This is a genomic window from Pseudomonas sp. Irchel 3A5 (assembly GCF_900187575.1).
Taxonomy (GTDB): Bacteria; Pseudomonadota; Gammaproteobacteria; order Pseudomonadales; family Pseudomonadaceae; genus Aquipseudomonas; species Aquipseudomonas folii.
Genome location: NZ_FYDU01000008.1, coordinates 215,559 through 229,923, shown reverse-complemented (window position 1 = coordinate 229,923; position 14,365 = coordinate 215,559). Strand labels below are relative to the sequence as shown.

The following is a 14,365-nucleotide window of genomic DNA, read 5'->3' as shown; positions in this document are numbered from 1 at the left end:
GCGGGGTTTTTTCGTTTCTGGAGAAAAGCTTTATGAGTCTGAGCGGTTTTTTTCACGGCGTCACGGTCACGAATGTGGACGTCGGAACACGCACTATTTCGTTGCCGTCGAGTTCGATTATCGGACTGTGCGACACCTTCACCCCGGGGCCGCTGGTGGGTGGTGTACCAAGCGCGAACCCCAATGAGCTGAAGCTGATCACTCGCGAAAGCGAAGCCATTGCAGCATGGGGCGCTGATGCTGCTATCACCAAGGCCTGCCAAGCGGTGTTTCTGCGTGCCAAGGCGGTGATCGTCGCGTGCGGCGTCACCCTGGGCACTGACGCGGCGGCGCAAACCTCGGCCATTATTGGTGGGGTTCTGGCTAACGGTCAGCGTACTGGCTTACAGGGTCTGCTGGATGGCAAGAGCAAGTTCAATGCCCAGCCGCGATTGCTGATCGCGCCCGGGCACTCCGCGACATTGCCGGTGGCCACCGCCATGGACGGGCTGGCCGCGAAGCTGCGCGCCATTGCGATCATCGACGGGCCGAACACCACAGACGAAGCCGCTATTGCCTACGCGGAGAACTTCGGCAGCAAGCGAATCTTTCTCGTTGATCCGGGCGTTCAGTTCTGGGATACGACCAAAAACGCGACCGTCGACGCACCGGCCTCGGCGTACACCGCTGGCTTGTTTGCCTGGACAGACAGCGAGTTTGGATTCTGGGCGTCGCCGTCGAACAAAGAGTTCGTCGGTGTTACTGGCACCACGCGTCCGGTCGAGTTCTTGGACGGTGACGAGACCTGCCGGGCCAACCTGCTCAACGCGGCCAACATTACGACCATCATCCGTGACGACGGCTACCGCCTGTGGGGCAACCGTACTCAGTCCAGCGACTCGAAGTGGTCCTTTGTTACCCGTGTGCGGACCATGGACATTGTCATGGACGCGATCCTTTACGGGCACAAGTGGGCGGTAGACCGCCCGATCAACAAGACCTACGTAAAGGACGTGACGGAAGGCCTTCAGAATTTCATGCGCGACCTGAAAAACCAAGGCGCGATCATCAACTTTGAAGTCTATCCGGACCCTGAGCGCAACACGGCCAGCCAGATCGAGCAGGGCAAGGTTTTCTGGATCATCCGTTTCACGGACGTGCCGCCTGCTGAAAACCCTAATTTCCTCGTTGAAGTCACCAACCAGTGGCTGACCGAAGTGCTCGACGCCAATTCCTAAGGGGCCTGCACCATGATTCCTGAGATTCTTTTTAATACAAACCTGTTCATTGACGGTATTAGTTTCCACGGCGATGTGCCTGAGCTGTCCCTGCCGAAAGTGACGGTCAAGACCGAGGGCTACAGGCCTGGCGGCGCGGATGGCGAGGTTGATATGGACACGGGCATGGAGAAGATGGAGGCCTCGTTCAGCTGCAACGGTGTACGCAAGGAAGCCTTGAAATACGTCGGGCTGGTCGATGGCACCGCCTTCAATTCCTCGTTTCGTGGTTCTTTCAAGGGTCAGAAGGGCAAGTTTGTCGGCGTCATCGCGACTATTCGCGGCATGCTCAAAGAGGTCGATCCGGGCAGTTGGAAGCCGGGTGATAAAGCAGAGTTCAAGTACAACATCGGCGTGTCGTACTACAAGCTCGAAATTGACGGGACCGTGATGTACGAACTTGATCCTTTGAATTCGGTGCGCGTGATCAACGGCGTCGACCAACTCATTCAGATGCGCAACCAGCTGGGCCTGTAAGGGGATTACATGAACACTTCTGCCAAAGCAAACACCAACCTGAACGAGCTACCAAAGTGGCTGGTCGTCACCGATTCCGGTGTGATCATCACCTTGTCTACGCCCAGTGAACTGAACGGCGTCAAGTCGGACAAGATCGTCATGCGCTCCCCGACCGTGCGTGAGGTGCGAGCCTGTCAGCAGGCGAACCCTACCGACGAACTGGCCGTTGATGCCATGTTGTTCTCCAGCCTTGCCACGATTGGCGAAAACGACCTCATGGGCCTCACGCTAAAGGACTATCAGCGCGTGAAGACCGGCTACTTTCGCATGGTCGAAGAGGACGAGGTTTGATCCTTCACTGTTGCGGCTGATGGCAAAGCGTATGGCTAAGGAAACTGGGTTCTCCTTGGCCGAGATTGAAACGATGCCGTTTTTCGAAATGTGGTGGTGGCTTAGGGATTGAGCTGTTTTCCGCGTGGACGGTAATCAAGAGGCGACAGCATGGCGAAGGAATTAGCGCTAGGCCTGGTGATTGATGGCGCAGTCAGCAAGTCTGTGGGGGCGGCGTTCAAGGACGTCGAGGGGCGTGTTAAGCGTCTTGAATCGACTGCGGGCAAGGCCAAGGTTCTGCAATCGGTGATCGGTGAAACCAAGCGCCTGCAGGAAGAATGGCGCAAGGCGCATTTGAGCGGATCTGCTACGGCCGATGGGTTGCGGCGCAAGCTCGATGCCAACCTTGAAAGCCTGCGGCGACAGGGTGTCGAGGTGAAAAACCTCGGCAAGGCTTACGAACAGGCTGGACGGCAGGCGCGCAAAGCCGAACTCAAGTCGACCGGTCAGGGCCAGATGAAAGAGGGCGCGGTTGGGCTGCGCAATACTGCGCTCGCGGCCAGTGCAGCGTCGGCCACGATGATTGTGCCGACCAGGGTCAGCGCCGAGTTCGGGGCTGTGATCCGTGACATTGCGATCAAGGCTGGTGTGGCCGGTAAAGACGAAGAAAAAGAGATGGCCAAAACCATCATCGGCACTTCGCGGGATACCGGTCTGGCTCGCAACGAGGTTGCCGAAACGGTTAACGCCCTGGTCGGTGCCGGTATGGAGCTGAAACAGGCCATGGCTTACGCGCCAGTGGCGGCCAAGTTCGTTGTGGGGCAGGGCGCGGGTGGTGCCGATACGGCCGCGATGATCAACGCGCTGGGGCAGAACGCCAAGATCAACGACCCAAAGGCCATGCAGAAGGCCCTTGAGGCGATTGCCTTTCAGGGGCAGGCGGGCAGCTTCGAAGCGGCCGATATGGCGCGTTGGTTTCCAACTCTACTGGCAGGCATGGGCAAGCTGGGCATTACCGGCAATGACGCGGTAGCGCAGCTCGGTGCAATGCTTCAGGTCCAGATGAAAACCGCCGGTAGTTCGGACGAGGCGGCCAACAACCTCAAGAACTGGATGGAGAAAATCGGTTCTGGCGATGTGGTGAAGGCCTACAAGGATGCTGGCATTGATTACCAGAAATCGATGCGCGGCGGCATGCAAAACGGTATGTCGACGCTGGAGGCTAGTTTTGCCCTGGCGCAGAAGTACGTCGAGGCGACTGACCCGAAGAAAGCGGCGGAAATGGCCAAAGCCATGGCGAAGATCAGCAAGGAAGCTGACCCGACGAAAGCCAAGGCCATGATGAATGCCTTCGAAGAGTCGATGCGTACCGGCGACCTGTTCGCGGACATGCAGGTTAAAGCGGCTTTGACGGCTTACATGCAGAACAAGGATCTGTACAAGCAACTTAAAAAGGACTCCGGCAACGCCTCGGGGATTCTGGACAAGAACCTGGATGAGCGGCGCGACGGATCTGCACAGAAGTGGAAAGAAACCGGGCAGGCCATGGACGATGCCTTGCGCAGCGCCGGAGATGCAATTCGGCCGCTGACTGACACGCTGTCGACCGGTCTGACGTCTATCGCCAAGGGCGTTGCTGCGGTCAGCGATAAATCCCCCGCGCTGGTCACGGGGTTGCTGGGGGCGGGGGCGGCCATCGCGGGTATTAGCGCGGCCTATAACAGTTTCAAGATCGTTAAAGGTCTTGTGAACATTGGGCGCGGCTCGATGATGGGCAATCCCAACGTCGTGCAGAAAGTGGCGGTGGTCAGTGGCCTCGGTGGTCTGGGCGGTGGTGGTCCGGATCTGGGCGGCGGCAGTGAAAAGACCAAGACCAAGGGTAAGCGCGGGTGGCGTCGGCGCGGTGCAGGCGTAACCGCCACGGCCGCAAGTGATTCGGCAGCCAAGCCCCGCATGCGTGTGTATGCCGGTGGCGGCCCTGTGGAGGCCCCCAAGTCGCTCAGTGGCTGGAAGCCCCCGACGTCCGTGCCGAAGGCTGCCGTTCCAGCTGTAGCGTCCATAGTCCCGTCTTCGTCCGCCCTCGGTGCTTTGCGGGGGGGAATCGGCAAGGGCAGCATTCCTGCGGCTCTGTTTGACGGGCTGATTGACGCCAAGGACGTGTACGACAACGCCAAAACCAAGGACGAAAAAGTCGAGGGTTATGGCGAAGCGGGCGGGGGCGTTGTGGGTACGTTGGCCGGGGCCGCTGCCGGTGCGGCTATCGGGTCTGTGGTGCCGATCATTGGTACAGCTATCGGCGCGATGATCGGTGGTGCCTTGGGCAGCGTGGGTGGTAAAGCATTGGGCGGTTCGGTCAGCAAGTCTTTGTTTGGTGGTTCGGAGGCGGTGGTCGGTAACTCGGCACCGATAACGCCGCTGCTGATGAAAGACCGGCCGGGGCCAGCTGTGCCCAGTCTGGCAAGCATGGGCAGTTCATTCGGTCCTAACGGGCCGCTCGTTACGCGTAACGCGTCGTCGGCAATGCCGGGCCTTGCGGACGTATCGAGCGCGCTCAAAGCTGCCGACACTAAAACGCCGGTCGCGACGCTGGCGGCGGCTGCTAAAGCGGTGCCGGAGAAGCCTGCGGCTCCGAAGATCGATCAGAAAATCACGTTATCACCGACGTTTAGCATCATTGTGCAGGGTGACGCTAAAGATCCGGCTGCGCTGGTGAATCAGATGATGCCTGAGATTGAACGCCGCCTGGCTACGACTGCGCAGCAGGTTGCGCGTCGTGATATGAGCGATCAACCGGTGTTCTAAGGGGGGGGTATGACGTACTTGGAAAGCGCTCAGGCTGGCTTTAAATCCATGGTCAAAGCGGGCGAAGCTGGCCGCAAGAGCATGGATGGCATGTTGGGGCCTATCAATAGCGCCATAGGCGACATGACCGGCGCAGCGGATGAGCTGGAAGGGATTCCCTTTGTCGGGCCTGCCATTGGCGCAAAGCTGAAACGCATTACAGGGGCCGTGAGCATGGCACAGGCCAAGATCGGGCAGGCGGCCGCGATGTATGGCAAGGCAACCCGGGCGGCGGCTGCGCTGCAAGAGCGCGTTGGTGCCCTGGGCGAGCAGACGGCGCGATTCAAAAGCGCGGTCAACTCGGTGGCGGCCAAGATCAATCCGGACGGCGCGCCGCCGTTCTCGACAGCCGATATCGCGCCCAACGGCACGCCCGCGCCGGAGGCGGTGAAGCCGTTTCCACATCTGCTGATCATGCAGCCGCTGACGCCGAATACGCCGCCTTACTTCTTCAACCTCGACACGGCCGCCTTTGATGAACTGAACCGTACCACGGCGTTCCGCTGGGCCAGTCAAGAGCGTCTTACGCGTCGTCCGGCGCAGCAGGCGGTGGGTATGGGGGAAGAGAAAATCACCATCAAGGGTGCGATCTTCCCGGGCTTCAAGGGCGGTTTGAAACAGCTCAACACCCTGCGCAGCATCGGGCAGAAGCTCCAGCCGCTGATGCTGACCACGGGTTATGGCGAAGTCCTGGGCAATTGGTGCCTTGTGAACCTCAACGAAGAACAGAGCGCGTTGCTGCAAGGCGGCATCCCGCGCAAGCAGGCCTTTACGCTGGAGTTTGTGCGCTATGGCGACGACATGCAGAACGTCTGATGGTGATGTCCTGGACGTCATTTGTCAGCACTACTACGGGCATTTGATTGGCACGGTGGAGGCGGTGCTGGACGCCAATCAGGGCCTTTCGGATGAGCCTCAACCGTTCCGGGCCGGGCTGACCATCACGCTGCCCGACATTGCGGTCAGTACCGACACGACCGTCACCCTCTGGGACTGACGCTAATCCGCAACACCAAACCCCGCCCTGTGCGGGGTTTTTTATTTCTGGAGTTTGCCTTGAAGCCTGTCTACAAGATCGTCGCTAACGGTGTCGACATCACCGCTCTGATCAATGATCGCATGTTGATGGTGCGAACGATCGACAAGCCCGGGGCCAGTGCTGACGACTTTGAATTGCGCCTCGATGACCGGGACGGGGCCATTAATCTGCCTAAACGCGGCGGAAAAACGGAGGTGTACCTGGGTTATGAGGGGCAGAAACTGGCACTGATCGGCCGATATACCGTGGATGAAATCGAAGTGTCCGGCCCACCTGACACCATTGTCGTGCGCAGCAAGTCCAGCGACACGCGCAGTAGCGCCAAGACCACACGCAGCGGAAGCTGGGAGGGCGTCAGCCTTGCCAGGATTGTTGCCGATATCGCGGGGCGCAACGGCTGGAAACCTGAATGCACAGTGCAGACCCTTGTCGAGCGAGCCGACCAGTTGAGCGAGTCGGATCTGAACTTCGTCACGCGCCTGGCTAAGCAATACGACTGCACGGCCAAGGTCGCTGACGGCAAGTTGATCGTACTGCCGCGTCAGGGCGGCGTCAGTTCCAGTGGTAAGAGTCTGGGTGTGGTTGTGATCAACCGTAGCGATGTCAGCCGGTGGCAATTCCGTCTCGGTGACGACAACGTTAAGTCGGCGGTCAAGGCGTCATACGCGGACAAGAAAGGCCAGCTCGTGACGGTCAAGCTCGACAATGAGGACAGTACCGACGGCCTGCCGCCCATCCATACCGACCGACACATACACCCCAACAAGAGCGCAGCCGAGGCCGCCGCCAAGGCACGTCTGGCGGGGTTCAACCGATCCACGGCCGGGGTCCGGCTGGAAATGGCAGGCCGGACAGATCTGGTCGCTGAGCGCGAGATCGATGCTCGCGGCTTCAAGGTCGGTTTGGACGGTAGCTACCTGGTCGATTCGGTTGAGCAGGTGTTCACGCAGTCGGGCTGGACCACAACCGTCGAGTGCAACGGTGGCAAAAAGGGCAAGGCCAACGCTAAGGGCAAAAAGAAGAAAACCGACAAAGCGCTAAAGGTTGTCGCGCTGTAACGAGTAAGCACAACACCCAAGCCGTTCTATGGACGGTTTTTTTTCGTCTGGAGAAACCATGATTATCAGTGATAAGGATCGAGACATCCTCGCGCGCACGCTTTGGGGGGAGGCCCGTGGGGAAGGGTTAGCGGGGCAGATTGCCGTAGCCTGGTCCATTCGCAACCGCGTGGAGTTGGATTTGCACAACGACGGCAAACCGGATTGGTGGGGGGAGGGCTATACCGGCGTGTGCCAGAAGGCCTGGCAGTTCAGTTGCTGGAACAAGAACGATCCTAACTTTCCATTTTTGAGCGGGGCAGTGCCGATCCCACCGGCTCAATTCGCTCAGGCCCGTCAGGCGGCGGCAATCGTCATCGATGGCAAACAGCCCGATCCCACTGGCGGCGCAACTCACTATTACTCAACCACGATGCCAAAAGCTCCGGACTGGGCGGCCTACGCCAAGCGAACGCTAAAACTCGGCCGTCACATCTTCTTCCGGGATGTGCCGTGACGGCCGTCCTGAAGCTAGCTCCTGCTTGGGTGTGGGTGCTGGTGGCGTTACTGGTAGGTGTTGCCTATCTGGCCCTTCGCCTTGAAACCGTGGAGGCTGTCCGCGATGCGGTCACGCTTGAGCGTGATGCCGAACGGGAAAAGGTAAAGCAGCTTACCGCTGCCAATGAATCACGAAAGAAAACCCAGAAGCTGCTGCTCGATCTCGACACGCAGCACACTCAGGAACAAGCCAAAGCCGATGAAACCAATAAACCCCTGCTTGCTGCTGTCGCTACTGGCGCTCAGCGGGTGTACGTCAAAGCCAGTTGTCCCGCTGTGCGAACCGCCCCAAGCCCCACCGGCCAGCCTGATGAAGAGGGTAGAGCCGAACTTGACCCAGCGATTGCAGAAAGAATTCTCCATACCGCAACAGACGGCGACGACGCCATCCGGCAACTGAGCGTACTGCAGCAGTACGTCAGAACGGTCTGCCTCGGGCAGGTCGAGTAATCAAAAGGAGCGATCAGCCCGGATGCGTCAACATCCGGACTGAACGCCGAACCCGCAGCCCTTTTCCTGCAAGTCCAGCCAAGACTCCCGCTTCGTGCACAAAGCGGAGCGGAGTCTAGCAACTGTTTATCCATACAGTAAAGGTTTGCAATTAATGTCCACACCTATCGTTCCATGGATGGGCGGCAAACGTCGCCTGGCCGACCGCCTCATTCCTCTTTTCCCGCCTCATGAATGCTACGTTGAAGTGTTCGCCGGAGGTGCGGCCCTCTATTTCATGCGTCCCCAGGCAGCTCCCGTTGAGGTCTTGAACGACATCAACGGCGACCTGGTGACCTTGTATCGCGTCGTCCAAAATCACCTTGAAGAGTTTGTCCGCCAGTTCAAATGGGCGCTCAGTTCACGCCAGGTCTTTGAATGGCAGAAGATGACCCGGCCGGAAACGCTCACTGATATTCAGCGCGCTGCCAGATTCTTCTACCTGCAGCACCATGCCTTCGCTGGCAAGGTATCGGGCCAGACCTTCGGCACCGCAACGACTGCACCGGCGATTAACCTGCTTCGGATTGAAGAGAACTTGTCAGCAGCCTGGCAACGGTTGTCCGGCACCTACGTTGAAAACCTACCCTGGCTGGAGTGCGCTGAGCGCTACGACCGTGCTCACACGTTCCATTACATGGATCCGCCTTATTGGAAGACCACAGGGTATGGCGTCGATTTCACCTTCGAGAATTACGAGCGAATGGCCGACTTCATGCGGCGCTGCAAAGGCAAGGTGATGGTCAGCATCAATGATCATCCGGACATAAGGCGGGTGTTTGCCGGGTTCCATTTCGAAACATTGGACCTTCGCTATACGACCACGAACCAGCGGCAAGGCGCGGCGGGGCTATCTGGTGAGCTGGTGATCATGAACTGGGACCCATCTGCCTTGGGCGGGCTTTTTCTAGCGAATGCACCGAAGTCTGTGAGACTTGTCGGCTCTGTTGCCATGCCGCTGCAAGGGGAAGCGCGAACGGTAACTTCCCGATGAACGGATCTACCGCTCGTCGGCATGGCAATTAAAAAATTATAGATTTGGCAGTGTGAGTCGAATAAATAGCGACTGGCCATGGAACGGCGTAAACCCAACCTTGAGCTGCTTATCATGCCAATAACCTTTTATCGTGATCATCGCATTACTTTGATCGCCCCCCCCATCATACGGTCATCATACAAATGATAAATTCAGATAATCTGGTGTGCATTCAATAAATTGAAAGTATTTAGACTCTAGTTTCAGTTTTTCGGTATATGATCGACCGCGGATAACTAGAGTGCACTGTCATTATTCTCAAGGTTTTTATTATGTTCATAGCTGCACGAGCGTTGCTTGGCAATCTGGCTGTTAGGTCAAAACTTTTTCTCGGTTTTGCTCTCCTTCTTAGCATGATTTTTTTAATGGCGTACACGGGCTGGAGTTCAACAGGTATATTGCAAAATCGCAGTGACAGAATTGCGGATATATCAAAATTTAGCTCGATAGCTCGAGATATGCGAATTGAGCGATTAGTGTATTTGAAAAAGCCCGATGATGTACAGGCTGCAAAGTGGTCGAAAGCGTTAGAGCGGACTGAGGAGCAGTTAAAAAATATTGCGCCTAACTTTAAAGTGTCCACCAACTTAGCTCTTATTGCGGATGCAGAAGCGGCGATCCGAAATTATCGTATTTTTTATCAGAAGACGGTTGAAAGTACACAGGAGCTTGAGAAAATTCGCGCGGTTGCAGCAAACTCGGCAGAAGTGGCCAACACGAGTCTAGTAGATTTTGCCAATTTTGCAAATAGGGAAGATGGCAGCTTTGAAGACCGGCAAAAGCTACCCTTAACATTCCTTGCAATACAAAAGATGCGTGTTGGTTTTCGTGCTTACACGGCATCGCCAAGCAAGGATTCCGAAGAGGCTGCTAGAAAGTTAATAGGTGAATCTCTCGCTCAGATTATAGAGCTGGAAAGAACCGAGGTGTTTGGAGATAAGCTGGTTAAGTTGGAAGGTGCGCTAAAAGATTACAGTTCTAAATTCGAAAGTTTGATTGTGGTCCAAGCTAAGGTTGACGAGGCTCAAGAGGGGGTTACTAAGTATATTTCGATATTGCTTGATGTATCAGACAAAATGACAGCTATCCAGAATGAGTTTAGGGCTTCTGATGCAACAGATGCGCAGCAGAAGCTTGTGCTTTGGCTGTTTTCGTCGGTTGTTTTGAGTTTGCTTGCTGCGTGGGTTATCACTCGATCGATCGTTCAGCCACTCAAGGATACCGTTGAGATTGTTGAGATAATTGCAAAAGGAGATTTCACATACAACACAGTACCCACTCGTCGGGATGAGTTGGGTGTTCTTCAGGGTAGCATGTTCCGTATGGCGTCGGAGCTACGAAACTTGATTGGTGAGATGAAAGATGGCGTTGTACAGGTAGCGAGCGCTGCCGAAGAGCTGTCGGCTGTAACAGAGCAAACCAGCGCGGGGGTCAATGCTCAAAAGTTGGAAACAGAGCATATTGCAACCGCGATGCAGCAAATGACTGCCACAACTCATGAGGTGTCCAGGAATGCAGCTCGCGCGGTAAGTAACGCTCAAGGCGCCAGTCACCTATCCTTGAAAGGTGGGCAAGTTGTTGAAAAAACTCGCATTCAGATAGAAGCGCTTGCCCGTGAAATGGATACTACCAAAATGGCGATGGCTGCTCTCAGGGAAAATACCCAAAGTATTGGTGGTGTGCTAGACGTGATAAAGGCGGTGGCGGAACAGACAAACCTTCTGGCTTTAAACGCAGCCATTGAGGCTGCGCGGGCGGGCGAAGCGGGGCGAGGATTCGCTGTTGTCGCAGATGAGGTTAGAGGGTTGGCGGTACGTACGCGCACGTCGACAGATGAGATCGCCGCTCTTATCAAAGAATTGCATCTCAGTACAGAAAATATGACGGAAGTGCTAGAGCAAAACTTGCTTTTAACCGACAGTAGCGTCGAGCTTTCTAGGCAGGCTAGTGAGATGCTGCGAGATATTACTACGTCGGTTCATGAAATTGAACTAATGAACGAGCAAATAGCGGTCGCTACCGAACAGCAAAGCAATGTAGGGGAAGAAATAGGGAAAGGTGTAACTAACGTGAGGGATATTTCTGATCAGACGGCAGCGGCAAGTGAGGAAACGGCTAACTCAAGTATTGAGCTGGCCAGAGTCAGCGCCCAGTTGCAAGAGATGACAGACAAATTTAAAGTCTGATAGGGCGAAGCTCGAATTCGGATCGAGCCTTGCAGGTGAAGTAGGGCTCTTCCGGTTTTCTGTAAAAGCTTATAACTTTCATAGCGATTTGAAAGTTGGCGGTTTAACAAGTGGTCTAAAAGTTAGTCTTATTTTGATCGATGGAAAGTATACTATGCTTGGGTTCCATGAAGGTTTTCGAGAGCTGGGGGGGGAGGTGAGTGATATCTCAAGCCAAGTTTACTCGGCTTGCAGTAGTTTTGAGAAATTTTTCGAGCGGATTTTATCTGTGCGGGGCGATTTAATATCTATTCATAAGCTGGACTATGCTGGTTGTAAAGGGAGGGGCGATTTTAAAGTTCTACGCGCGCTTGAAAGAGATTTCAAAGGCAACCTGTTTTCTCTGGTTAATGTGGAGTTTGAAGTTAAAAGTCTTCTTGTTTCTTATGGGGTTCGACTTGATCTATTGAGGTCGAAAGCTTCTGCGCTAGATGTAACCCAGCTGTTGCAGTGTGATACTATGCAATGCGAAAGAATGGTCGCCAAATTAATAGATGATATTGATTATTTATGTGATAGGATTTTTGCGTTTATAGTTCAGAAAAATTGTTTTTCTGTTTGAGTTGGTGGATTGGTTTTGAGGGAGGAACTGGTTTTTTCGTAATGGAAGCTTTTCTGTCAGGAATGAATTACTGCTGGGTGAGTTAACTGTTATTTTTTAGGCTTGTCAATTTTTCATAATTTGAATTGCTAGGCCTTATCCACGCTTAATTCTTCTGGTTTTGAATCGGCCCTGGTCGCATATGAACATCAAGCCTCATATCGGGTTGAGCAAACATGACGTTGTTCTATTTTGTTCCATCCGTCATGCGGTGAGACGCGGCGGGAGTTCATGCCGCAGAGCAAATCGGGTAAACGGCGCGATCGTACTGAGGATTACGTACGATTCTGGTGAGCCGGCGGGGGGGCTTCGTGAATATTGGCTCCTCAAAACCGTTTCTGCTTGGCTAGGAGCTCAAGTCAAACTCAGGAGTGACTGATTACAAGGAACATACTCTTAACCTATAAATCAAATACTTACAGGCTCCCTTGTTACATAGCATATTAACGACACGTCCTGCCCGCATAGGTGCTTAATTCCATTTAAATGCCCTAAATACCTCTACGCACCACGTTCGTTCACTCCATTGAGTGGCTAGATGCAGCCACCTTATCTGCCTGAGGATTCTCAAGCGGAAAAGACGGGGTTATGCTTACTTCCTTTCAAGGGAGAGATACCATGACAATCGGTCAGCGTTTACGTCGTGAGCGTAGAGCTAAAGGGATGTCCGTTAGGGCGCTTGCAATACTCGCGGATGTCCGCGCTTACGCACAATGCAGATATGAAAACGGCTCTCGTCTCCCGTGTGCAATTTACCTGCGCAACTTGCATGACCTCGGAATGGACGTGCCCTACATTTTGCTGGGGAGGCGTACAGCTGCCCGCGGATGTGCTCCTGATTGAGGGATGATACAAGCTCAGTTTACCTTCTGGTAATGTGTAGGCGTTGTTTTCCTCCACGCGGTCTCTCATGCGAAGACAGATACTTTTGATCGAGCTTTTGATCGAGGATGATCTCAGGGATATTGAGCTAATACTGATTGCCCTGGAGCGTGCCCATCTGTGTTGAAATGTCGTCATTCTGCGTGGCGGTTCAGAGGTTTTGGACTACCTGACCTGTATCGGCGCAACGACTTTGTGGGGCGCGGGGATGGCAATTCTTCTGTGATCTTGTTCGATTTGAAACTTCCGAAAGTTGACGGTTTCGGTGTGTTGGAAGCTGTCCGAGCTGACGAACAACTGCAACGTATACCGGTGGTTATGCTTACCGGCTCTAATATGGAAGAGGGCGTAGTCCGTGCCTATGAAATTGGCGTGAATGCATACGTAGTGAAGCCCAATGGGTTTAAAGAACTCATCTCAGCGGTCTCTGAATTGGGTCGGTGTTGGGCGGTGTTGAACGAGCCGCCGCCCCGTTCGCCCCGCGTTGCTAGCCCCACTGCTCTGACGTTATCACCATCAAGGAGCCACCCTATGAAGACCTGCATGATCAGTGGTGACCTGTCTTCCGACAGCGCTGCGGAACAATACCCGACCGTGAACCTGTGTGACGAGTGCGTGGCCGAGGACGCCAAAAGAGAGGGAGACCAGCATATTTTCGAGAAGGGAGAGTACCAGTCTGACTACGGCGGAAGCTGTGAGTGGTGCGGTAAAACGGACGAGGAAGAGGCTCTAGCCTAGGTCGAGTAGTAACGGGACATTCGTTAAATCGTCCCCTACAGAAAGCCCACCTTAGCGGGCTTTTTGCTGGAGCGTGGATGCCTAAGTGCGGGAGTGTGGATTACTATAGATCATGCCTGTGGTTGGGGCATCAACCGACCACAGGAGCTGCCGTGCCGTTACCAATTACACCCGCGCAATTGGTTACTCTGCGAATGCTAAGATGTAGCCATCCAGGGTTGGCCAGGTTGGCCATTGCCGTCGCCAATGTCTTTGACACCTCAGTGATCGAGAACCCAGAGTTGGCCCGACTAATCCTGGAGAAAACCTGTCGCCGCATCGCTGCCGGTGAGCCTGGGAGTCACGAAGCAATGATATTGCACTTGAAACGCTTCGGTCAGTTGAACTGCCTGTCCCCCGCGCAGGTCACTGACTTTACGTACAGAATCAGAAAGTTGGCTTAACCATGCCTAAAGTATTCCGAAGACGCGTTGCGTGGATGGTTGAAGCTGCCGCGGTGCGAGAAGTACTGGTCAGTCGGCATGCTGAAAAGTGGGGCTTGGCGATTCGCTTAGGCGGCGCGGGCAGTCGCCGGCGCCCTGTTCGTTCGCGACTAGAGGTGTTACGTAGCTGGGCCAGCCTGGCAGCAGTGGGTCGTTTTGCCGAGTCGACGGGGATCGAGGCTTTTCAGGTGGAGGTATGAAGCGCCCAACGGTCATCCATGTTCCAAGGGGTAGCCTACGCTTAAGGAGGGGGTGATGTGTGGTTGTGCCCTATTCCTTAGATGGAGGTTTGTTATGCTGGAAGATACGGGTGTTGCTCGTTGCGTCACCGTGAATTGCAGTGGGCTGCTTCATGAGAGGCATGTTCGGTTGGGCTGGGCGCTGGAGCCTGC

The 14,365-nt window shown here is 55.0% G+C and carries 14 protein-coding genes and 3 pseudogenes; all 17 read left to right on the top strand.

What is annotated here, in order from left to right:
* Positions 1-32: 32 nt before the first annotated feature.
* On the top strand, positions 33-1,217 hold the full coding sequence (locus CKW31_RS15475; RefSeq protein WP_095096566.1) for a phage tail sheath family protein: 1,185 nt from the start codon (positions 33-35) through the stop codon (positions 1,215-1,217).
* A gap of 12 nt (positions 1,218-1,229) precedes the next feature.
* On the top strand, positions 1,230-1,733 hold the full coding sequence (locus CKW31_RS15470; RefSeq protein ID WP_095096564.1) for a phage major tail tube protein: 504 nt from the start codon (positions 1,230-1,232) through the stop codon (positions 1,731-1,733).
* A 9-nt stretch (positions 1,734-1,742) separates the two neighbouring features.
* Entirely contained in the window at positions 1,743-2,066 is a 324-nt protein-coding gene (locus CKW31_RS15465) for a phage tail assembly protein (protein ID WP_095096562.1), read from the top strand.
* Positions 2,067-2,216: 150 nt separating this feature from the next.
* The gene (locus CKW31_RS15460; protein ID WP_095096559.1) at positions 2,217-4,847 is read left to right on the top strand and encodes a phage tail tape measure protein; all 2,631 of its coding nucleotides are present in this window, start codon (positions 2,217-2,219) and stop codon (positions 4,845-4,847) included.
* A gap of 9 nt (positions 4,848-4,856) precedes the next feature.
* Positions 4,857-5,702: a phage tail protein gene (locus CKW31_RS15455; RefSeq protein WP_095096557.1), complete on the top strand. Its 846-nt coding sequence runs from the start codon at positions 4,857-4,859 to the stop codon at positions 5,700-5,702.
* Entirely contained in the window at positions 5,677-5,883 is a 207-nt protein-coding gene (locus CKW31_RS15450) for a tail protein X (RefSeq protein WP_095096555.1), read from the top strand. Before CKW31_RS15455 ends, CKW31_RS15450 begins: the two co-directional genes overlap by 26 nt.
* Before the next feature lie 59 nt (positions 5,884-5,942).
* Positions 5,943-6,983 (top strand): phage late control D family protein, encoded by a 1,041-nt coding sequence (locus CKW31_RS15445; RefSeq protein WP_095096552.1) that lies wholly within the window; start codon positions 5,943-5,945, stop codon positions 6,981-6,983.
* A 58-nt stretch (positions 6,984-7,041) separates the two neighbouring features.
* Positions 7,042-7,479, top strand: a complete 438-nt coding sequence (locus CKW31_RS15440) for a cell wall hydrolase (protein ID WP_095096550.1) — start codon at positions 7,042-7,044, stop codon at positions 7,477-7,479.
* Positions 7,476-7,970, top strand: coding sequence for a lysis system i-spanin subunit Rz (locus CKW31_RS15435; RefSeq protein ID WP_176469893.1), 495 nt, complete (start codon positions 7,476-7,478; stop codon positions 7,968-7,970). Before CKW31_RS15440 ends, CKW31_RS15435 begins: the two co-directional genes overlap by 4 nt.
* Positions 7,971-8,124: 154 nt before the next feature.
* Positions 8,125-8,916 (top strand): annotated as a pseudogene (locus CKW31_RS15430) (DNA adenine methylase); the annotation flags it as partial.
* A gap of 401 nt (positions 8,917-9,317) precedes the next feature.
* A pseudogene (locus tag CKW31_RS30390) lies at positions 9,318-10,373 on the top strand (methyl-accepting chemotaxis protein); the annotation flags it as partial.
* Positions 10,359-11,231 (top strand): methyl-accepting chemotaxis protein, encoded by an 873-nt coding sequence (locus CKW31_RS30385; RefSeq protein ID WP_371856756.1) that lies wholly within the window; start codon positions 10,359-10,361, stop codon positions 11,229-11,231. The pseudogene CKW31_RS30390 and the gene CKW31_RS30385, both read left to right, overlap by 15 nt.
* A gap of 154 nt (positions 11,232-11,385) precedes the next feature.
* Positions 11,386-11,832, top strand: a complete 447-nt coding sequence (locus CKW31_RS15420) for a hypothetical protein (protein WP_095096543.1) — start codon at positions 11,386-11,388, stop codon at positions 11,830-11,832.
* A gap of 949 nt (positions 11,833-12,781) precedes the next feature.
* A pseudogene (locus tag CKW31_RS29970) lies at positions 12,782-13,239 on the top strand (response regulator); the annotation flags it as partial.
* A gap of 45 nt (positions 13,240-13,284) precedes the next feature.
* On the top strand, positions 13,285-13,491 hold the full coding sequence (locus CKW31_RS29965) for a hypothetical protein (RefSeq protein WP_176469900.1): 207 nt from the start codon (positions 13,285-13,287) through the stop codon (positions 13,489-13,491).
* A 152-nt stretch (positions 13,492-13,643) separates the two neighbouring features.
* Positions 13,644-13,934 (top strand): hypothetical protein, encoded by a 291-nt coding sequence (locus CKW31_RS30380; RefSeq protein ID WP_095096539.1) that lies wholly within the window; start codon positions 13,644-13,646, stop codon positions 13,932-13,934.
* Positions 13,935-13,936: 2 nt separating this feature from the next.
* Positions 13,937-14,173 carry a hypothetical protein gene (locus tag CKW31_RS15405; protein WP_095096537.1) on the top strand — a complete coding sequence of 79 codons (237 nt, stop codon included), beginning with the start codon at positions 13,937-13,939 and terminating at the stop codon, positions 14,171-14,173.
* The last annotated feature ends 192 nt before the right edge of the window (positions 14,174-14,365 follow it).